At 67.7% G+C, this 20182-nt stretch carries 15 protein-coding genes and 1 pseudogene; 7 read left to right on the forward strand and 9 right to left on the reverse strand.

Annotation, left to right across the window (positions count from 1 at the left end; genetic code table 11):
* Positions 1–22 precede the first annotated feature (22 nt).
* Entirely contained in the window at positions 23–529 is a 507-nt protein-coding gene (locus tag ARC23_RS13955) for a hypothetical protein (protein WP_057497753.1), read from the forward strand.
* A gap of 147 nt (positions 530–676) precedes the next feature.
* On the opposite strand, the gene ARC23_RS13960 is transcribed toward ARC23_RS13955, so the two are convergent.
* On the reverse strand, positions 677–2800 hold the full coding sequence (locus ARC23_RS13960; RefSeq protein ID WP_057497754.1) for a methyl-accepting chemotaxis protein: 2124 nt from the start codon (positions 2798–2800) through the stop codon (positions 677–679).
* Positions 2801–3031: 231 nt separating this feature from the next.
* On the opposite strand from ARC23_RS13960, the gene ARC23_RS13965 reads away from it, so the two are divergent.
* Together ARC23_RS13965 and ARC23_RS13970 are read left to right on the forward strand one after the other, a co-directional pair.
* Complete coding sequence (locus ARC23_RS13965; protein WP_057497755.1) at positions 3032–3994, forward strand: L,D-transpeptidase family protein; 963 nt, start codon at positions 3032–3034, stop codon at positions 3992–3994.
* 4 nt (positions 3995–3998) lie between these two features.
* Positions 3999–4676, forward strand: a complete 678-nt coding sequence (locus tag ARC23_RS13970) for a M23 family metallopeptidase (protein ID WP_057497756.1) — start codon at positions 3999–4001, stop codon at positions 4674–4676.
* On the opposite strand, the gene ARC23_RS13975 is transcribed toward ARC23_RS13970, so the two are convergent.
* The 5 genes from ARC23_RS13975 to hflK form a co-directional block, all read right to left on the reverse strand.
* Positions 4612–5274 (reverse strand): hypothetical protein, encoded by a 663-nt coding sequence (locus ARC23_RS13975; RefSeq protein WP_057497767.1) that lies wholly within the window; start codon positions 5272–5274, stop codon positions 4612–4614. The genes ARC23_RS13970 and ARC23_RS13975 overlap by 65 nt on opposite strands.
* 128 nt (positions 5275–5402) lie before the next feature.
* Positions 5403–6695, reverse strand: coding sequence for an adenylosuccinate synthase (locus ARC23_RS13980; protein ID WP_057497757.1), 1293 nt, complete (start codon positions 6693–6695; stop codon positions 5403–5405).
* A gap of 292 nt (positions 6696–6987) precedes the next feature.
* Positions 6988–7173 carry a DUF2065 domain-containing protein gene (locus ARC23_RS13985; RefSeq protein WP_057497758.1) on the reverse strand — a complete coding sequence of 62 codons (186 nt, stop codon included), beginning with the start codon at positions 7171–7173 and terminating at the stop codon, positions 6988–6990.
* A gap of 67 nt (positions 7174–7240) precedes the next feature.
* A complete protein-coding gene (hflC, locus tag ARC23_RS13990; RefSeq protein ID WP_057497759.1) occupies positions 7241–8104 on the reverse strand; it encodes a protease modulator HflC in 864 nt (287 codons plus the stop codon).
* Positions 8101–9234: an FtsH protease activity modulator HflK gene (hflK, locus tag ARC23_RS13995; RefSeq protein WP_057497760.1), complete on the reverse strand. Its 1134-nt coding sequence runs from the start codon at positions 9232–9234 to the stop codon at positions 8101–8103. Before hflK ends, hflC begins: the two co-directional genes overlap by 4 nt.
* A 153-nt stretch (positions 9235–9387) precedes the next feature.
* Here hflK and ARC23_RS14000 point away from each other — a divergent pair, with 153 nt between their 5' ends.
* Together ARC23_RS14000 and pilH are read left to right on the forward strand one after the other, a co-directional pair.
* Complete coding sequence (locus ARC23_RS14000) at positions 9388–10383, forward strand: YhdH/YhfP family quinone oxidoreductase (RefSeq protein ID WP_057497761.1); 996 nt, start codon at positions 9388–9390, stop codon at positions 10381–10383.
* Between the two features lie 88 nt (positions 10384–10471).
* Positions 10472–10843, forward strand: a complete 372-nt coding sequence (gene pilH, locus ARC23_RS14005) for a twitching motility response regulator PilH (protein ID WP_005410644.1) — start codon at positions 10472–10474, stop codon at positions 10841–10843.
* 79 nt (positions 10844–10922) lie between these two features.
* Here pilH and ARC23_RS14010 read toward each other — a convergent pair whose 3' ends face one another.
* A complete protein-coding gene (locus ARC23_RS14010; RefSeq protein ID WP_057497762.1) occupies positions 10923–11810 on the reverse strand; it encodes a DnaJ C-terminal domain-containing protein in 888 nt (295 codons plus the stop codon).
* A 261-nt stretch (positions 11811–12071) separates the two neighbouring features.
* Here ARC23_RS14010 and ARC23_RS14015 point away from each other — a divergent pair, with 261 nt between their 5' ends.
* Entirely contained in the window at positions 12072–12554 is a 483-nt protein-coding gene (locus ARC23_RS14015) for a peroxiredoxin (RefSeq protein ID WP_057497763.1), read from the forward strand.
* 29 nt (positions 12555–12583) lie between these two features.
* A complete protein-coding gene (locus ARC23_RS14020; protein ID WP_057497764.1) occupies positions 12584–13159 on the forward strand; it encodes a ferritin-like domain-containing protein in 576 nt (191 codons plus the stop codon).
* Positions 13160–13276: 117 nt separating this feature from the next.
* On the opposite strand, the gene pbpC is transcribed toward ARC23_RS14020, so the two are convergent.
* On the reverse strand, positions 13277–15658 hold the full coding sequence (gene pbpC / locus ARC23_RS14025) for a penicillin-binding protein 1C (protein WP_057497765.1): 2382 nt from the start codon (positions 15656–15658) through the stop codon (positions 13277–13279).
* 49 nt (positions 15659–15707) lie between these two features.
* A pseudogene (locus ARC23_RS14030) lies at positions 15708–20182 on the reverse strand (alpha-2-macroglobulin family protein); the annotation flags it as partial.

Here is a 20182-nt window from a genome sequence, read left to right on the forward strand (position 1 = left end):
CCACTACAACAGGAGAACCGTCATGCCCCGTGGTGACAAATCCGCATACACCGAAAAGCAGAAGCGCCAGGCCGAGCATATCGAGGAAAGCGAACGTGATCGCGGCGCGAGTGAAGGCACCGCCGAGCGCATTGCCTGGGCCACCGTGAACAAGCAGGACGGTGGCGGCAAGCGCGCCGGCAGTGCCCGCAAGGGCGCGAAGAAGGCGACCAGCAAGAAGGCTGCCAAGAAGGCGCCTGCCAAGAAGGCGCCTGCCAGGAAGTCGGCCACAAAGAAGGCCGCAACCAAGACGACGGCGGCGAAGAAGGCACCTGCGAAGAAGACGACAGCCAGGAAGGCGGCGTCAAAGAAGGCACCGGCTCGCAAGACCGCCACAAAGAAAACCGCAAAGAAGACGGCGGCCAAGAAGGCCGGTACAGCCGCCTCGCGCAGTGCTGCAGCGAAGAAGGCGGCGAAGACACGTGCGGCGAAGAAGACCGTGCGCAAGGTGGCGGCGAAGAAAGCTGCGCGTACCCGCGCGCGCGGCTGAGCCCTTCGAACAGGGCGACAGCGTCCTCATCCTCGCAGATGCTTCGCCCGCGGCTGCTTCAGCATGCATCTGCAGTAGCGGATGCAGCCCTTCCATTGAAATACGGCCGCTCAAGGCGGCCGTATTCCTGTTGCTGCACTGGCCCGCTCAGGCTGCGCGACGGGGCGCAGCAGAGACCGCCGCGCCTTCCACCTTGAATACCGCCACCGACGTGGTCAGCGCATGCGCCTGCTCCTCCAGCGCGCGGCTGGCGGCAGTGGCTTCTTCCACCAGCGCAGCGTTCTGCTGGGTCACCTGGTCCATCTGCACCACCACCTGGTTGACCTGCTCGATACCGGCGGCCTGTTCCTTGCTGGCCGCTGCGATATCGCTCATCAGCTGCGTGGTGCGCGAGCTGGCCTGGGCCACGCGGGCGATTGCAGCTTCGGATTCAACGGTCACCGCCAAGCCACTCTTCACCTTGGCAGCGGCGTCTTCGATCAGCTCCTTGATCTCCTTGGCGGCGACACCAGCACGCTGTGCGAGCGTGCGTACCTCGCTGGCGACCACGGCAAAACCGCGGCCCTGCTCACCTGCACGCGCGGCTTCAACCGCAGCATTCAGCGCCAGGATGTTGGTCTGGAACGCGATGCCGTCGATCACCGTGGAGATCTCCGAAATGCGTGCCGAGGACTGATCGATCTCACCCATCACCGACGCCATCTGCGCCATCGCCTGCTCGGTCTCGCGTACGGCGGCACCGGCGGCATGCGCTTCACTGTCGGCCTGACGCGCCAGCTCGGCATTCTGGCGCACAGTCGAGGTCAGTTCCTCCATCGACGCGGCGGCTTCCTCCAGGTTGGCCGCCTGCTGTTCCGTGCGGCGCGACAGGTCGTTGTTGCCGGCGGCCAGTTCCTGCGCCGCGTTGTTGATGCTGTCGGCAGCGACCTGGATGCCACGCACGATGCCAGTCAGCTGGGCGGTGGTGGTGTTGGCGTCGTCACGCATGCGCGCGAATACGCCGTCATACTCGCCGTCCATGCGGGCGGTCAGGTCGCCGTGCGAGATCGCGCGCAGCACGTCGGAGACATCAGCGATGCTGGCCTGCGAACTGGCCATCATGCCGTTGAGGTGCTCGACCATCGCCTTGAACTGGAACTGGAACGCAGCGGCATCGCCACGCATGCTGAAATCACCGGCGCGCGCGGCCCGGGCCAGTTCATCGATCTGCGCGTTGATCGCCATCAGGCTCTGCTTCACTGCGGCCAGCGTGCGGGTCAGCGTGCCCTTCTCGCCCGGGTAGTCCGGCAGGTCGCGGCTGAGGTCACCGATGGCGTAGCGCTGCATCACTTCAGCCATCAGCAGTTCCACCTGCACGTGCGATTCGACCAGGCTGTTGGTGGCCTGCACCATGCGGCCGAAATCGCCGGGGAAGGCGCTGGCGTCCATGCGGTAGCGGATCGCACCGGCCTCGTGCTGTTCGGCCATCTGCAGCTGCGCGCCGATCGCCGCCTGCACACTCTGGCGCACGCTGGCCATCGCCTCGCCCAACTGGGTCAGTTCGTCACGTCCACCCAGGCGGAACTCCTGGTCCAGCTGGCCCTTGGACAGGCGCTCGGCCAGGTTCACCGCGCGGGCCAGCGGGCCGGTCAGGCTGCGCCCGATCATCACCGAGGCGGCGATGCCCACCAGCAGTGCAACGCCGCCCAGCACCAGCAACTGCAGCAGGCTGCGCTCGCCCAGGCGGATGGCCTCGGCGGCAGCCTCACGGCTTTCCTTCTCCTCGAAGTCCACGCCGTCGGACAGCGCCTTGTTCCAGCCGTTGGCGGCGTCCTGCACCGGGCCCAGGGTCAGCGCCACGGCGCCCGGGTAGTCGCCCTGCTCCATCAGTTCGCTGGTCTGCTTGTTGAGCGGACGCGCGATGGCACGCTTGGCGGCGATCGTTTCGGCAATGGCCTTGCCCTCGGCGTCGCTGGGCAGCGCCTGATAGGCCGTCCAGCTGGCCTCATAGCGCTTGACCAGATCGGCGATTCGCTTTTCGTCGCTGGCGCGGTCATCGCCCTGGCGGATCAGCATCTCGCGGCGCACCACCATCATCTGGTTGTTGGCATCGAGCATCTTCGACAGCAAGCGCACCTTGGCCACGCTGACATCGACCACCTGCTGCATCGCGCGCTTCTGCACGACACTGGCGGTGGCGCCGGTGGCCACCACGGCCGCAACCAACAGCAGCAACAGGCCAAAGCCCAGCCCAAGACGCCAGGCAACCCTGACATTCCTCAAGTAGTTCATCGGTACATCCAAAACGGGGGGATGTGGCGTTATCGGCGGCCCGCCTGGCAATCTTGATCGCCACCCGCCAATGGCGTGGGGCACCATTCACCTTGGTGAGCCCCGGCCGACGGCACCCGCGCATGGACGGTGGCGCAACGCCTTGACTGCTCATGCCGGCGTCAGATCTCTTTCACGGCGGCTCGGCGCGGCCTGCAGGCAAGGTGGTGGCGTCATCTGCTGGAGTTCCCAATGCCCTTGCCCGTGTACCGATCCACCCTGCTCGCTCTCTCGCTGCTGGCATCGCCGGCATTCGCGCAGGCACCGCCCCCGGGACTGCCCGCCCCCATTGCCGAGAAGGCCGGACCGGACACCGCAGCACGTTCCGCCCTGCATGCCCAGGTGCTGCTGGATCGTGCAAATTTCTCGCCCGGCCAGATCGACGGTGAAGTGGGCAGTAACCAGCGACGCGCGGTGTCGGGTTTCCAGGCGGCGCACGGCCTGACCGTCACCGGTGAACTGGACGAGGCAACCTGGAAGGCCCTGCAGGCCGATACGGTCACTCCCCTGGCCAGCTACACGCTGACCAGCGAGGATGTCGCCGGGCCGTTTCAGGCAGTGCCGAAGGGCCCCGCCGCACAGGCCAAACTGAAATCGCTGGGCTTCAACAACGTCGAAGAGTCGCTGGGCGAGCGCTTCCACGCATCCCCTGAGCTGTTGAAGCTGCTCAATCCGGGCGTGGATCTGGGCAAGGCGGGCAACCGCATCCAGGTGCCCAACATCGCACCATCGCCGCTGCCGAAGGCGGCCAGGGTGGTCGTCGACAAGTCCGATTCCACCCTGCAGTTGCTGGATGCGCAGGGCAAGCTGATCGCTCAGGTGCCGGTTTCCTCCGGCAGCCAGCATGATCCGCTGCCGATCGGCCAATGGAAGATCCTCGGCGTTTACCGCGATCCGCCGTTCCACTACAACCCCAGGCTGTTCTGGGATGCGCGCAAGGGCAAAAAGAAGGCGACACTGCCACCGGGCCCGAACAATCCGGTCGGCCGGGTCTGGATCGATCTGTCCAAGCCGCACTACGGCCTGCATGGCACGCCCGAGCCCGGCCATGTCGGCAAGACCGAATCACATGGCTGCGTGCGCATGACCAACTGGGATGCGCTGCGCGTGGCCGATGCGGTGGATACCTCCGTCCCCGTGGTGATGCAGGAGTGAGCCGATGCGTCTTTCGCAGCTGATCGTGCTGGGTGTTCTGCTGGGACTGGGGGCCGGCTGGTGGCTGCACCGCGATGCAGGCGAGCCGGTAGCCGCCTCGCTGCCGGAAGCACAACCGGCAGCAGTTGTGGCGCCGGCTGAGGAATCCGCAGCGCCGCTCGCCACGTCCCCTGCCCCCGCGGCCACCGCACCGTCAGCCGCGCGGACTGCGGATGCGCCGTCCGGTCTGCTGCTGCCGGTACAGGGCGTCCTGGCCTCCCAGCTGCACGATACCTTCACCGATGCCCGCAGCGAAGGCCGCGTGCACGATGCCATCGACATCATGGCGGACGCAGGAACGCCGGTGCTGGCAGTGGCCGACGGCACGGTGGAAAAACTGTTCGACAGCAGGCGCGGTGGCCTGACGATCTACCAGTTCGAGCCCAGCGGACGCTGGTGCTACTACTACGCGCACCTGCAGCGCTATGCCGATGGCCTCGCGGAAAAGCAGGCGGTCAAGCGCGGCGAGGTGATCGGTTATGTAGGCAGCACCGGCAATGCCAGTGCAGATGCCCCGCACCTGCATTTCGAGGTGCATATGCTGGGGCCGGAAAAGCAGTGGTGGAAGGGCGAGTCGATCAATCCGTACCCACTGCTGAATCCGCCTGCGTCGGCGCCCGGTGCTGCCAGTGCCGCAAGGTGAACGTGAACGCCGCCAAGGCAGCCCCTGGAATCAACAGGAGCAGTGCCGCCACTTTCCAGAAGAAGAACGGCCACAGCCAGACATAATCCAGGTCGGTCAGCTTCAACAGGTCCAGTGGCGGCTGCAACTCGACGATGGCCGCGCGATCGGCCAGCGCCGGGTCCACGTCCAGCACGGTCACCCGCAATGAGGAGCGGCCGCGCGGCAGTGCGTCGCCGCGGCCATACCCAAAGTAGAACGCGGTGAGGCCGCTGGACTCAACCGATGCCAGTGCGCGGTTGATCCCCTGCGCGGCCACGCCCGAACGCGTACCGGCGCGGAAGTCTCCGCGATACGTCGGGGTATCGATGCGCAGCAGCACTTCGGGATCGACTTCCGAACCGTCTGCGGCGTAGCGCAGGCGCAGCCGCAGTTGGTCATCGATGAAGCGGTAGACCGTCACCTCGGCCGTCGCGCCCGGGCTCAGCAGCAGCGGCAGGGTCTGGGTACGTGACGCCAGGTGGTTGGCAATGGCGCCCAGCGCCAACACCACGCAGGCGATGCCCCACAGGCTCCAGAACACCCAGAGGACGATCCGCACCACGGTCCCGCCTTTCACGCTGACATCCCTGGTCATCGCGTCGCTTCCCCGCTGGCCCTGCCCACACAGTAACGAAAAAGCCCCGCTTGCGCGGGGCTCCTTCTTCCAGCGGCGCCAGGCATGGCCCAGCGCTACCGGCCTCTATCTCAGGCAAACGGATCCTGCAGGACCATGGTGTGGTCACGGTCCGGGCCGGTGGAAACAATGCTGATCGGGCAGCCGGCCAGCTCTTCCAGCGAACGCAGGTAAGCGCGTGCGGCCGGGGGCAGCTCCTCCCACTGGGTGATCCCGTGGGTGTTCTCGCTCCAGCCCGGGAACTCCAGGTACACCGGGGTGCATTCTTCCCAGCCCTGCGCGTCCAGCGGCGCGTACTCGGTGCGCTTGCCGTTGTATTCGTAGGCGATGCAGACCTTCAGCTTTTCCATGCCGTCCAGCACGTCCAGCTTGGTGATGCACAGGCCGCTGATGCCGTTGATGGCCACGGCGCGCTTCAGCGCGACGATGTCCATCCAGCCGCAGCGACGCGGGCGACCGGTCGAGGCACCGTATTCGGCGCCGCGGTCACGGATGCCCTGGCCGATTTCATCGTCCAGCTCGGTCGGGAACGGGCCACCGCCGACGCGGGTGGCGTAGGCCTTGGCGATGCCCAGCACGTAGTCGATCGAATCGGCGCCGACGCCGGAACCGGCCAGCGCACCACCGACGGTGGTGTTGGAGCTGGTGACGTACGGGTAGGTGCCGTGGTCGATGTCCAGCAGCGCGCCCTGCGCGCCTTCGAACAGCACGCGCTTACCCTGCTTGCGCAGGTCGTGCAGGATGCCGGCCACGTCGGACTTCATCGGCTGCACGTACTCGCCGAAGGCCAGCGCTTCGTCGAATGTCTTCTGGAAGTCGACCGCATCGGTGTTCAGATACTTGGTCAGCACGAAGTTGTGGTAATCCAGTGCGGTGCGCAGCAGTTCTTCCAGCTGCTTGGGGTAGTGCAGGTCGGCGATGCGGATGCCGCGGCGCGCCACCTTGTCTTCGTAGGCCGGGCCGATGCCACGGCCGGTGGTGCCGATCGCCTTGCCGCCGGCAGCGCGCTCGCGCGCCTGGTCCAGGGCGATGTGGTACGGCATGATCAGCGGCGCGGCCGGGGAGATCTTCAGGCGCGAACGCACTTCCACGCCGGAGGCTTCCAGCTCGGCGATTTCCTTCTGCAGCGCGGCCGGCGAGATCACCACGCCGTTGCCGATCAGGCACAGCGCATCGTCACGCAGGATGCCCGACGGGATCAGGTGCAGGACGGTCTTCTTGCCGTTGATGACCAGCGTGTGGCCGGCATTGTGGCCGCCCTGGAAGCGCACGACGGCGCCGATTTCCTCAGTGAGCAGATCGACGATCTTGCCCTTGCCTTCATCGCCCCACTGGGCACCCAACACTACGACAGACTGACCCATGACGGGCTCCTCGATTTGTTGCGGCCATCGGGGCCGCGGACGGGTAAACCGTGGCGGGGCTGGCCAGCACCTGGAGGGCGGCTCCAAACGGGGAGCGGCCGGCGATGGATGGCCCAGACACGGAAAAAGCCGAACGGGGAGGCCCGTCCGGCTTTTGTGCATTATCCGGGTTTCCGGGGTCCGGTGCCACCTTTCCGACGGACGGCTTCACCGGCCGGTCAGCCGTCCCGCCCGGTGGTGCCGGCCGCTGGCGGCCGTCCCAGGTTGCCGGCCAGCGGCCGGCACTACCCTGCTAGTGGCGCGCCCACCACAGCAGGCTCAGGCCGGCCAGCAGCACCAGCCCGCCGAAGCTGCGCAGGGCCGGGCTGGGCAGATCCAGCAGGCGTTCGGCCATGCGCTTCCAGGCAATCGGCGCCACGAACAGGAACAGGCCTTCCAGCACCGCGACCAGGCAGATGGCAGCGAACAGATCTTTCATGGGGGACTCCGGAAAAAGCACGGGGCCCGGCATCTGGCCGGGCCCCGTGCGGTAGTGCCCTGCGACCTCAGCGGTCGTTCTTCAGGTACTGCAGGAACGGGTCGTTCTTGTCGAGCACGATCACGCCGTTGCCGTCGGTCATGGAGCCACGGTAGGCCTCCAGGCTGCGGTAGAACGCGTAGAACGACGGATCAGCCGAGCCGGCCTTGCCGTAGATGCGGGTGGCTTCCGCGTCACCTTCACCGCGCAGGCGCTGTGCATCGCGCTCGGCCTCGGCGATCAGCACGGTGCTGTCACGGTCAGCCTGGGCGCGGATGGTCAGCGACTGCTCCTCACCCTCCGCACGCAGCTTGGCCGCTTCCTGCTTGCGCTGGGCGCGCATGCGCTCGTACACGTCGTTGATCACCTGGCTGTCGGTCGGCAGGTCCACCTGCTTGATGCGCAGGTCGATCATCTGCATGCCCAGCCCGGCCACCGCTTCGTTGATCCCCTTCAACTGCTCGGCGATCAGCTCGCTGCGGTCGCCGGACACCAGCTGCTGCAGGGTGCGCGAGTTGATCTGGTTGCGCAGCGAGTCGGTGATGATCGGCGCCAGGCGGGCGTTGGCCACGCGCGGGTCGCCGCCGGTGGCGCGGAAGTAGTCACCTACGTTGGAGATGTAGCCGATGGCGAAGAAGTCGACGCTGACGTCCTTCTGCTCGGCGGTGAAGTAGCGCGCCGGGGCGGTGTCGAGCACCTGGAAGCGGCGGTCGAAGACCTTCACCGTTTCTACCACCGGCACCTTGAAGTGCAGGCCCGGCTTGATGTCCGAACGCACCACCTTGCCCAGGTTCAGCACCATGGCGGTCTGGTCCTCACGGACCACGTACACCGAGCCGAGCAGGCCCAGCACCACCGCCACGACCACGGCGATCCAGATTGGACTCTTCATCGGCTGCCCTCCTCACGGCCGCTCGGTCGCCCGGTCGGGCGGCCCACCGGCCGGCCCGGATCACGGGACTGTTCCACCGCTGCACCCGGCAGCGACGGCATCACCACCTCCGGGTTGGTCACCCCCGGCGGGGCCGACGGGGCCGGACGGGTGTCGCCGGTCATCGGCACGTAGATCAGCTGGCGGCCATCGCCACCGATCACCTTGCGGTTCTCGCTCAGCACCTGCTGCACGGTCTCCAGCCACAGGCGCTTGCGGGTCACTTCCGGGGCGTCCTTGTACTGGGCCTGCAACAGGCTGAAGCGCTGCGCATCACCCTCGGCCTTGGACACCACGGCCTGCTTGTAGCCTTCGGCAGTGGTACGGGCGCGCGAGGCCTGGCCTCGGGCTTCCGGCACCACCTTGGCGGCGTAGGCCTGGGCTTCGTTGATCAGGCGTTCCTTGACCTGCTGGGCGCCGTTGACCTCGTCGAAGGCCGGCTTCACCTCTTCCGGCGGACGCGCGTCCTGCAGGGTCAGGCCGGTCACGGTCAGGCCGGTCTTGAAGGCCTTCAGCAGCGCCTGCAGGCGCTCTTCGGCGGCCACGGCCAGCGGGCCACGGTTGTTCAGTACGGCGTTGAGATCGGCGCGGCCGACTTCCTCACGCACCGCGCTCTGCGCCGACTGCTCCAGCACCTGGTTGGCATCGACGGTGCCGAACAGGTACTGCTGCGGGTCGTCAATGCGGTACTGGACGTTCAGCGAGACGTTGACGATGTTCTCGTCACGGGTCAGCACCGGCACCTGGATCGAGAAGGTCTTGATCTCGGTGGCGTTGACTTTGGTGACCGATTCGATCGGCCACGGCAGCTTGAAGTTCGGTCCGGGCTGCAGGATGCGCGAGAACTGGCCGAAGCGCAGCACCACGCCACGCTGCTGTTCGCCGATCAGCTGGAAGCTGGAGAACAGCACCAGCAGCACCACCGCCGCCACCACCCAACGCACGATGCCGCCGTCGAACAGGTCCTTCAGCGGCCCGGGCAGTCCGCCCCAGCCACCACCATTGCCACCGCCGCGGGACCCGAACGGCCCGCGTCGATTGTCCTCGGGGCCTTGTCCGCCCTTGTTGCCGCCGGGTGTATTCCAGGCCATGCACGCTCCATCAAGATTTGGGCTGCGGCGCGGGCCCTTCCCGCACCACCAGCCGTGAAACCATCACCGATCATACAAGATGGGGCGGATCGGCAGGATCGAAAGGGCCCCGAGGGGGTAAGGTGGCGTTTTCCTCGAAGTCAGGCAGCGCCGATGGCCCCCACCACCCCGTTCACCGCCTTCCGCATCGAAAACGACGACGCCGGCTACCGCAGCGGGCTGGCCCAGCTCAGCATCGACGAGCTCAACCCGGGCCAGGTACTGATCCGCGCGCAGTGGTCGTCGGTCAATTACAAGGACGCGCTGGCCGGCACCGGCAAGGGCCGGATCCTGCGCCGCTTCCCGCTGGTGGGGGGCATCGACGTGGCCGGTACCGTGGTCGCCAGCACCGACCCGGCCTGGCGTGAAGGCGATGCCGTACTCGCCACCGGCTGCGGCCTCAGCGAGACCCGCGATGGCGGCTACAGCCAATACGTGCGACTGGAATCGAGCGCGGTGATCGCGCAGCCGGCCGGGCTGAGCCCGCGCGAGGCGATGGTGCTGGGTACCGCTGGCTTCACTGCGGCGCTGGCCCTGCTGCGCATGCAGGACAACCGACAGGCCCCGGAGCTCGGCCCGCTGGCGGTCACCGGCGCCAGCGGCGGCGTCGGTGCGCTGGCCCTGTCGATCTTCAGCCGTGCCGGTTACACGGTGCATGCGATCAGCGGCAAGCCGGACCAGGCCGGCTTCCTGCGCAGCATCGGCGCCACCGAAGTGCTGCCGCGCGAAGCGCTGGCCGATACCAGCCCACTGCAGTCGGCACGTTTCGGCGGTGGCCTGGACAATGCCGGCGGCAACATGCTGGCCAGCCTGCTGGCGCAGACCGTGCCCTACGGCAGCGTGGTCAGCGCCGGCCTGGCCGCCAGCCCGAAGCTGGAGATGACGGTGATGCCGTTCATCCTGCGCGGTGTGTCGCTGCTGGGGGTGTCATCGGCCAACGCGCCGCGCGGGCTGCGCGAAGAGGTGTGGTCGCGCCTGGGCGGCGAATGGAAGCCGCAGCACCTGGACCGCATCTGCACCGCCGAGGTGGGACTGGATGGCCTGCCGGCGGTATTCGAGCGGATGCTGGCTGGTGGCTCGCTGGGGCGTACCGTGGTGCGGATCGACTGAACGTCGCAGGCAGGCGACGGACGGCACGCGCGCCCCTCCCGCCGGTAATGTGCCCGCACTACACTGCGGGCATTACCTGGGGAACAACATGGCACGCATTCTGATCGTCGACGACTCACCGTCGCAGCTGCTGGGGATACAGCGCATCGTCGAGAAGCTCGGGCACCAGATCCTGACCGCCACCGATGGCGCCGCCGGGGTCGAGACCGCCAAGGCCGAGCTGCCCGACCTGGTCCTGATGGACGTGGTGATGCCCAACCTCAACGGCTTCCAGGCCACCCGCACGCTGGCCCGCGACGAGGCGACCCGGCACATCCCGGTGATCCTGGTGACCACCAAGGACCAGGACACCGACCGCATGTGGGGCATGCGCCAGGGCGCCAAGGCCTACATCACCAAGCCGTTCTCGGAAGACGAGCTGTCCGAGGTGCTGGAGCGGGTGTTCGCCGGCCAGGGCTGAGAGGTTCCCGGTAGGTGCCAACCTTGGTTGGCACGCTTCTGTAGAGTCGAGCCATGCTCGACTCTACATAACCAAAGCCTCAGATCGTCTCGCCGAACGCCTTGGCCAGATTGCGGTAGGCCTTCTTCTGCGCTTCGTCGGTCGCAGCCGGGGCCACGATCTCGATTTCAACGATCTGGTCGCCATCCGGATTACCCGGCAGGCCGCGCCCGCGCAGGCGCAGCTTGCGGCCGGCATCGGAGTCGGCCGGGATCTTCAGCTCCACCGCACCGCCCAGGGTCGGCACGCTGATGCTGGTGCCCAGCGCCGCCTGCCACGGCGTCACCGGCAGCGTGTAGAGGATGTTGCGGCCATCAACCTCGAACTGCGGGTGCGCGGCGTACTCCACTTCCAGCAGCAGATTGCCGCCATGGTTGCCCTGCCCGGCCAGGCGGATCACCTGCCCCGGGCGGATGCCCTTGGGCACGCGCACGTCCAGCTGCTTGCCGTTGACGGTGATGCGCAGGCTGTCGCCGCTGTAGGCCGCCTCCAGCGGTACCGACAGCTTGGCGCGGGTATCGCGGTTGGGCGCATGGCCCTGGTTGCTGAAGCCCGGACCCGGGCCAGCACCGCCGCGCTGGCGGGCGAACAGGCTCTCGAAGAAGTCGCTGAAGCCGCCATTGGCGCCACCGCCACCAAACACTTCCTCGAAGTTGAAGCCGCCGGCACCACCGTAGTTCGGCGGCACGTTGAATTCCTCGCCCGGGCGGTAGCCCTGCGCGCGCAGCTGGTCGTACGCCGCGCGCTTCTCCGGGTCACGCAGCGCCTCGTAGGCTTCGTTGACCGCCTTGAACTTGTCTTCGGCCCCGGCCTCCTTGCTGACGTCCGGGTGGTACTTGCGTGCCAGCCGGCGATAGGCGGTCTTGATCTCCGCCTCGCCCGCGCTCGGTTCCACCCCCAGGGTGGCGTAGTAATCCTTGAATTCCATCCAGCTACCTCGATTCGCTTCGGCCGCGCCGGTGGCGCCGCCCCGGGTTCATTCTACGCGCCGGCGATGCTACGCCGCCCCTCGTGCGGCGCCGGTGAGGCCGACTGATCCTGCGCAATGCGGCTGCCCTCCCCCTGCCCCAGGCTGTGGCTGGAAGGCTGCGCTGCAAAGCCTGAAGATGGGGCCTGCACACCGGGTTTCCAATGTCTTGACGCGCCTGTCCCATCCGGCCCCCTAGCCTGCCCCTGCAAGGAGTTCCCCATGACCATCCACGTCGGCGACCACATTCCGGAAGTCACCCTCAAGCGCATCCGCGAGGGCATCGAAACGCTCGATACGCATTCGCTGTTCGATGCGCGCAAGGTGGTGCTGTTCGCCGTGCCCGGTGCGTTCACCCCCACCTGCTCGGCGCGCCACCTGCCCGGCTTCGTCGAAAAATTCCAGGAGTTCCGCCAGCGCGGTATCGACGTCTACTGCATGGCCGTCAACGATCCGTTCGTGATGAAGGCCTGGGCCGCCGAGCAGAACGTGCCCGACGGGCTGCTGATGCTGTCCGATGGCAATGCCGAACTGACCCGCGCGCTCGGCCTGGAACTTGACGCCAGCGCCTCGGGCATGGGCATCCGCTCGCGCCGCTTCGCGCTGTACGTGGTCGATGGCGTGGTGCGCGCGGCGTGGGTCGAACAGCCCGGCCAGTTCGAAGTGTCTTCGGCCGAGTACGTGCTGGAGCACCTGCCTACCTGATTCCCCAACGCAAGAGGAAACGGCCAGCCATGTCCAGCAAGCCAGCCAAAGCCGCAAAGCCCGCCGCCCAGGTTCCCGGCATCAGCGACCGCGCGACCCTGCGCGAACGCGCCCGGCGCAACATCGAGGACGGCGCGATCACCGACAGCTACAGCGCCGACCGCGAGGTGGTGATCAAACTGCTCAACGAGGCTCTGGCCACCGAGTACGTCTGCGTGCTGCGCTACTACCGGCACTATTTCATGGCCAAGGGCATGCTGGCCGACGCGGTCAAGGCCGAATTCCTCGAGCACGCACAGCAGGAGCAGGCGCATGCCGGCAAGCTGGCCGAGCGCATCGTCCAGCTCGGCGGCGAGCCCGACTTCAACCCCGATACGCTGACCGCGCGGTCGCATGCCGAGTACAAGGAAGGCAGCGACCTGCGCGACATGGTGCGCGAGAACCTGGTGGCCGAGCGCATCGCCATCGACAGCTATCGGGAGATGATCAACGTCATCGGCGACCGCGATACCACCACCAAGCGCATTCTCGAAGAGATCCTCGCGCAGGAAGAGGAACACGCCGACGAGTTCGCCGACCTGCTGGACGGGTGGATCGGGGAGTAGCGGCCCCGCATACGCCTTGGTAGATGCCCACCTGGGTGGGCGCATTTATCGCGTGCCAACCAAGGTTGGCACCTACCAGAGCATGGATGCGTCGGGTCGACGGGCCATTCCCGGCACCTACCGCAGGACGGTGAACCGCACCTGCGTCCACGCCCCGTCGGCTGCCAGCGCGGTCAGGGTGTGTGCGCCCGGTTCGGCGAACTCGCGCTGCATCAGCTGCGCCCCCTGCGTCTGCGCGATCCAGCGGCCATCCAGCAGCCAGTCCACCGCCTGCTCGCTGCCCAGCGCGCGCAGCTGCAGGCGCACGCCATGCTCGGCATTGGGCGCGCGTGCCAGTGCGGCGCCATCGTTGAGCCCGTCGATGTGCAGGGCGACGCTGGCCTCGCGGCCATCATCGCGGCAATCCGGCGACAGCGGCGGCAGCTGCGAGGCCTCGCGCATGGCCTTGGGCAGCCACGGCGACAGCAACGCCGGCCAGCGCGCAATCTCGCGCGCGACCTCTTCGTGCGGCGAGCGGCAATCGGCAGACACGCGCAATCCGCTGCGGGCATCGGCCAGGTAGCGTTGCCGGCCCGGCTGCCAGCGCCGCGCTTCGCGCTCCGGGAAGGTCGGCGGTGCGGCGCCATCGAGCAGGTAGGCTGGCATCCTGCGCTGGCACAGTGCAGCCGGCAATCCCTCGGCACGCTCGCCGGTCGGCCAGCAGATGTCTTCCTGGCTGACGCTGGCCGGCATCGACGCGGCAGCCGAGTCACCACGTTGGCGCGGCAGGCTGTCCACCACCTCGAACATCAGCGGCAGTGCGGTGACGGCGCCGTACTGCCCCGGCAGCGGCGTACCGTCCGGCCTGCCCACCCACACGCCCACGGTGTAGTGACGGGTGCTGCCGATCGCCCAGGCGTCGCGGTAGCCGTAGCTGGTGCCGGTCTTCCAGGCCACGCGCGGCCGACCGCCAACGTCGAAGGTGCCGACGCCGTAGCCCAGCCGCGGATTCGACTCCAGCATCTCGCGCACGATCCAGCTGGCACCGGGCGAGGCCAGTCGCCGTTCGATCATCGGTTCGGTGTCGGTGTAACGCACGCGGCCGGCGATCCCGTTGCGGTTCAGCGCGGCGAACGCGCCGACCAGGTCTTCCAGCCGCGCGCCGGTACCGCCGAGTATCAACGACAGGTTGGGCGTGCTGCCCGGCGGGAAGCGCAGCTGGATGCCGGCGTGCGACAGGCGCGCGGCAAAACGCGCCGCGCCGACCCGCTGCAGCAGATCCACCGAGGGTACGTTGAGCGACAGGCGCAACGCGCTGGCGGCGCCGATCGGCCCATTGAAGGCCATGTCGAAGTTGCCGGGACGGTAGCTGCCAAAACTCTGCGGTGCATCGACCAGCAGGCTTTCCGAATGGATCAGCCCATCATCGAGCGCCATCGCGTACAGGAACGGCTTGAGCGTGGAGCCCGGCGAACGCCAGGCCTGCACCATGTCCACGTGGCCCAACCGCTGGCGGTCGCCGAACGCCAGCGTGCCGACATAGGCGCGGGCCTGCAGGGTCTGGTTGTCGACCACCAGCAGGGCGGCCGAGGTGCGCTCGGGCAGCGTCGAGAAATAGCTGGCCACGCGTTCTTCCAGCGTGCGCTGCAGGCCGATGTCGATGCTGCTCTGGATGCGCGCCTGCCCCGGATGCGCCGCGTGCAGTCGCTGCGCCAGCAACGCGGCATGCAGCGGCGGCCGCAGCGAGCGCGCCACCACATTCTCGATGCGCGCATCGTCCACCTCTTCGGCTGTCCACGCGCCGAGTTCGGCCATGCGTGACAGCACCTTGTCGCGTGCCTTCTGTGCGGCTTCCGGGTGGCGGTCCGGGCGCAGCCGGCTCGGTGCCTGCGGCAGCACCGCCAGCAACGCGGCCTCGGCGTGCGACAGCTGCGCCGCCGGCTTGCCCAGGTAGGCCCAGCTGGCCGCCTCCACGCCTTCAATGGTGCCGCCGTAAGGCGCGCGCTCCAGATACAGGGCCAGGATCTGCTGCTTGCTCAGGTGCACTTCCAGCTGCACCGCGCGCAGCATCTGCTTGAGCTTGCCCCAGGGCGTGCGCGTATGCGGATCGAGGATGCGCGCGACCTGCATGGTCAGGGTCGAGCCACCGGACACGATGCGACCGCCGCGCAGCAGCTGGCCGCTGGCACGCAGGATCGCCAGCGGGTTGATGCCCGGATGGCGCCAGAACCAGCGGTCCTCGTAGGTCAGCAACGCCTGCAGGTACAGCGGCGAGACGCTGTCGATCGAAGCCGGATAGCGCCACACGCCTTCGGCATCGGCGAATGCACGCAGCGGCGTGCCGTCGGCAGCCACCACCAGGGTGCTGGTATCGCGCTGCTGCGGCAGCGGCGGCGGGAAGACGAAATCCAGCACCAGCAGCAGCGCCAGCACCGCTGCGGTGCCCCAGCGCAGCCACGGCCACAGCGGCCGCAGCCAGCGGCGCAGGGCCGCCAGCCGGGTCGTCATCCTGTTCTTCATTGCAGGTTGCCAGCCGGACGGGCCGCGCCGTCGCGGCCCGTCCGCGCGGTCACGGCTGCACCACCGTGATCGTGGTGGGGTTGCTGCGGCCGACACCCCGCAGCTGCGGCCGGTACATGTCCTCCACCAGCGGCGGCGGTACCGAGTAGGTGCCCGGGGTCACCGCGCGTACCAGGTAGAACACGTTGGCCTTGCTGCCACGCGAGAGCTTCAGCGCGGCCACATAGCGGTCGTCGCGGAACTCCTCGTGCTTGGTATCGGCGGCCTCGCCACGGTCGCTGATGGTGATGCCATCGACCACCACGTCGGCCCACTGCTTGGCATCGCCCAGGTTGAAGTTCTCGATCTCAAGGCCGGCCGGCAGCAGGTCGGTCAGCAGCGCATCGGGCATCGTGGTGTCCGCCGTCACCGTGACGCGCACGATCAGTGCTTCACCTTCCTTCAGCGGGCGCGGCGACCACGGCTTGCCATCGGTGCCGTAGTAGCTGCGCTCGACACCCAGCACGCTGTTGTCCGGCGCCGGTGCGCTGCGCGGGATGCCGGCCACGTCAATGCTGGCGAACATCGGCGGCTGCCCCTGCGGAGTGAAGCGCACACCGCTGGCCAGCTCACTGGCGCTGAAGTTACGGCCGAACAGCTTGCGCTCGCCGATGGCTTCGGTGTTTCCACCAATCACCAGCTCACCGGCCACCAGCGCCTTCTGGTTGGCGGCGAGCGCCTTGCCGAGACGTGCAATCGCCACCTGTTCCTGCGTGCTCAGCCACATCCAGCCGGCGTTGCGGCGCGCATCCAGGCCACGGCCGAGATCGACCGCACGCGCATCCCAGGCCGGCTTGGCCAGCTTGTTTTCGTGGGTCAGCGCAATCATCAGCGCGTCATCGCGGATGGCGCTGCCGTAGTCGCCGAAGTACGACGGACGTTCGCTGCTGGATTTCGCGAAGGCCGCGGCCAGCGCGGCCTGGCCGCGCTTGGCATCGCCCTGCAGCGACAGCGCCACGCCCAGGTGGACCAGCGACAGGCCACCGACCGCCTTGCTGCGCTCGTTGTCGTACAGCGTGCGCAGGGTGCCCAGCGGCGCACGGTTGACCCGGGCCAGCACGTAGCCCGAATACGCCTGGTTGGCGAACTTCAGCTTCTCGCGGTCGTCCTGGCCATAGAACTGATTGCCACCGGACAACAGATCCTCGCTGAGCCGGTTGAGCGCCTTCTGCAGCACGTTGTCGGGCACCGCGAAGCCGGCGTCCTTGGCATCGAGCAGGAACTCGGTGATGTACGGGGTCAGCCACGGGTTCACGTAGCCGTCGTCACCCCACATCGAGAAGTTGCCGTTGGCCACCTGCATCGATGCCAGGCGACCGAATGCACCTTCCATGCGCTCGCGGCGGGTCTTGGCATCCAGGCCGTCGGCACCGAGCATCGACGACGTCGCCTGGTCCAGGATCAGCGCGGCGTAACCCTTGCTGGTGGTCTGCTCGGCACAGCCATACGGATAGTTCAGTGCACCCTGCAGTGCACTGGCGAACGGAATCGGCGGCAGCGGGCTGACCAGCAGGCGGGCATTCACCGACTCGGACATCAGGCCCTCGGTCAGGCTGTTGTCGAGACTGATCGCTGCCAGCGGATCGAGCGTGCGTACCTGCGAACGCAGCACCTGCGGCCACGCCGCACGCACCGGCAGGTCGTAGCGGCGGTCGGCCTTGAAGCCGTTGCCGTCCACCCGCACCCGAACCTTGGCCACGCTGTGGCCCTCGCGCGCCGACAGCGGGAAGCTGAGCGTGCTCTTGGCATCGGCATTCAACTGCACGCTGCGCGTGCCTTCGGACAATGCCAGCGGGCCCTCGGTTTCCACCCGCACGTTGAAGGCGCCCGGCTTGCCGGTGAAGTTCTGCACATCCAGGGTCACAGTGCTGCGATCACCCGGGGCCAGCACGCGCGGCATGCTGGCTTCGGCCAGGATCGGTGCGCGCACCACGGTCTCCACATCACGCTTGCCGTACTGGTCGTCGCTGTAGACCAGTGCCGACACGCGCAGGGTGCCGTTGAAGTCGGGCACCTTCAGGCGGATGCGGGCGATGCCCTTGGCATCGAGCTGCACCGGGCCGGAGAACAGGTCCACGGTCTGCACGCGCGCAGTCGGGCGCTTGGCCTGCGGCAACGCCTGCAGCGCCATGTCGCCACCGAACTTCAGCTTGCCGCTGCCACCATCGAAGCTCTCGATCACCCGGCTGTAGATGTCGTAGGCATCGATGCCGAGGCGACGCTGGGCGAAGAAGTGCCCACCGGCGTCGGGCACCGGGAAACGGGTGATGTTGAGGATGCCCACGTCCACCGCCGAGACGGTGACGTGCGCCGTCTTGCCGGCCAGCTGCGGCGCGCTGACCGTCACCGGCAGGTCCTGCTCCGGACGCATCTGCTTGGGCGCAGCCAGGCCGACCGCCACGGTGCGGCCCTTGCGGTCCATCGGTACATGCACCACGCCCACGGCACGGGCCGGGGTGATCTTGCTCGGCGCACTGCCGCCGCGGAACACCAGCGCGGTGATGTAGACGTCGTGCCGCTCCCAGTCGGCAGTGACCGGGATCTTGAAGGTCGAACCCGGCTTGGCCTCGATGTCCTGCACGTAGAGCATGCGGTCGGTCTCGACCATCAGGATGCCCTTGCCGGCGTGCGGCGGGGTCACCGTCACTTCCAGGGTGTCACCAGCCTTGTAGCCGGTCTTGTCCAGGCCCAGCTTGACCTTGTCCGGACGTGCGTCCAGGCCGCGGTTGTCATCACCCCAGCTCCAGCCGGCGCGGAACGGATAGCGGCTGGTCAGGCCGGTAGTCGGATCGAACACGTCCACCCGGTACTCGCCCCACTCCACCGGCACATCGAAGGCGACCGCGCTGCTGCCGGCATCGACGGTGCGCGTTTCCTTGTTCTCGAAACGGCGGGTGAAATCGTAATCCCAGCGGTTGTCGTTGAAGGTCCAGTGGTAGTCGCGCAGTTCGCGCACCAGGGTGATCTTCAGGCCCTTGGCCGGCTGCGGCGTGCCCGCGGCGTCCACGCGCATCAGCTCGAAGCGCGCGTTGCCGTTGGCATCGGCACCATCGTCAGGATTGAACAGCGGGCGCACGCCGACCAGCGCGTTGGCCGGCCACATCACCCGCTTCAGGGTGCGGGTGACCGTGCGGCCACCGGTTTCATACAGGCTGCCGGACAGCACCACGGCGATCGGCGCCTTGGCCTTGGCCGCCTCTTCCGGCAGCGCCACATCCTCACGCAGCTGGCCGTTGGCCGGCAGCGTGGTATCGATCACGTCCTTGGCCTCGCGCGGCAGCTGCAGGGTCGGGTCACCGAAGAAATAGCCCGGCAGGCCTTCCACCGGCCTCTGTTCGGCCGCCACCGCCATGCGCGCGGTGAAGCGGCTGCCATCGGCCGGCGCGCCGTACAGATAGGCACCATTGGCCTGCAGGCGCAGCTCCTCGCCCGGCTTCAGCGTCTTCTGCGCGCTGTCCAGGTCCAGCTTCATGCGCTCGGGCAGGAACTCCTCGATGCGCAGGGTCATGCCCTGGATCGCTTCCTTGCTGGCCGGGTCGGTGCGGAACTCGACCTGCCAGCGCCCGGTCGGCGCCTCGGCGGGGATGGCCTGCTCGAAGTTGATGTAGCCCTGCTCGCCCGGTTGCAGGCGGGTCTCGCGGAAGGTCTTGCCGTCGGGCTGCTTCAGGCGCAGGAACACCGGCTGCGCCTTGACGGGCTTGCCATCGTTGTCGCGCAGCAGCGCGGACAGGCGCACAGTCTCGCCCGGGCGGTACAGATCGCGGCCGGACCACGCGTAGACGTCGAACCACGCGTTGTCACGACCGGCCACGGCAAATTCGCTCAGATCCAGCGCCGGCTGGTTGAACGGCAGGAAGCTGGTGTCCTTGCCACTGCTGGCGACCAGCACATGGGTCGCATCCAGGGTGTAGTTCAGCAGCGCATTGCCGTTGCCGTCGGTGCTGCCCTTCAGCACCACCTCGCCCTTGCCGTCGAGCACGCGCAGGTCGATGCCCTTCAGCGGCGCACCGTCCTTGAGGCCGGCGGTGTGCACGAACAGCTTGTCCTTGTAGGCACGGGTATGCAGGCCGATGTCGCTGACCGAGAAGAACGCGGTATCGAACTCGCCTTCGTAGTCACCGGTGCGCTTGAGCAGGGCGAAGTACAGGCCCGGCTCCTGCAGTTCCTTGATGTCCTGGGTCGGCAGGTAGGTCAGCACCCGCTCGTTCTGCTTGCCGCCGAGGATGAAGCGGTTGACGTAGACCGGCTCGGCCAGCTTGTTGATCGGGCTGCGCTCGTAGTCGCTGCTCAGCTCCCAGCTGCCGCGGCGGCCGCCGCGCTGGTACTGGCTGAAGAAGGTCGGCAGGTCCTTTTCGCGCACGCGCAGGAATTCGACGTCGACCTCCGGCACGTTCACCGAGACCACCGGCAGGCCACGGCTGTCTTTGCCGGCAGCACGCTGCCCTGCGAGGCGAAACCCAACACCCGCCTCAGCTCGCCGCTGTA

It is taken from the genome of Stenotrophomonas beteli (assembly GCF_001431665.1).
Classification (GTDB): Bacteria; Pseudomonadota; Gammaproteobacteria; order Xanthomonadales; family Xanthomonadaceae; genus Stenotrophomonas; species Stenotrophomonas beteli.

Excerpts from the sequence above, each read along its gene's own strand:
- ARC23_RS13955 (WP_057497753.1), top strand. The coding sequence starts at position 23 with ATGCCCCGTGGTGACAAATCCGCATACACCGAAAAGCAGAAGCGCCAG.
- ARC23_RS13960 (WP_057497754.1), bottom strand. The coding sequence starts at position 2,800 with ATGAACTACTTGAGGAATGTCAGGGTTGCCTGGCGTCTTGGGCTGGGC.
- ARC23_RS13965 (WP_057497755.1), top strand. The coding sequence starts at position 3,032 with ATGCCCTTGCCCGTGTACCGATCCACCCTGCTCGCTCTCTCGCTGCTG.
- ARC23_RS13970 (WP_057497756.1), top strand. The coding sequence starts at position 3,999 with ATGCGTCTTTCGCAGCTGATCGTGCTGGGTGTTCTGCTGGGACTGGGG.
- ARC23_RS13980 (WP_057497757.1), bottom strand. The coding sequence starts at position 6,695 with ATGGGTCAGTCTGTCGTAGTGTTGGGTGCCCAGTGGGGCGATGAAGGC.
- ARC23_RS13985 (WP_057497758.1), bottom strand. The coding sequence starts at position 7,173 with ATGAAAGATCTGTTCGCTGCCATCTGCCTGGTCGCGGTGCTGGAAGGC.
- hflC (WP_057497759.1), bottom strand. The coding sequence starts at position 8,104 with ATGAAGAGTCCAATCTGGATCGCCGTGGTCGTGGCGGTGGTGCTGGGC.
- hflK (WP_057497760.1), bottom strand. The coding sequence starts at position 9,234 with ATGGCCTGGAATACACCCGGCGGCAACAAGGGCGGACAAGGCCCCGAG.
- ARC23_RS14000 (WP_057497761.1), top strand. The coding sequence starts at position 9,388 with ATGGCCCCCACCACCCCGTTCACCGCCTTCCGCATCGAAAACGACGAC.
- pilH (WP_005410644.1), top strand. The coding sequence starts at position 10,472 with ATGGCACGCATTCTGATCGTCGACGACTCACCGTCGCAGCTGCTGGGG.
- ARC23_RS14010 (WP_057497762.1), bottom strand. The coding sequence starts at position 11,810 with ATGGAATTCAAGGATTACTACGCCACCCTGGGGGTGGAACCGAGCGCG.
- ARC23_RS14015 (WP_057497763.1), top strand. The coding sequence starts at position 12,072 with ATGACCATCCACGTCGGCGACCACATTCCGGAAGTCACCCTCAAGCGC.
- ARC23_RS14020 (WP_057497764.1), top strand. The coding sequence starts at position 12,584 with ATGTCCAGCAAGCCAGCCAAAGCCGCAAAGCCCGCCGCCCAGGTTCCC.
- pbpC (WP_057497765.1), bottom strand. The coding sequence starts at position 15,658 with ATGAAGAACAGGATGACGACCCGGCTGGCGGCCCTGCGCCGCTGGCTG.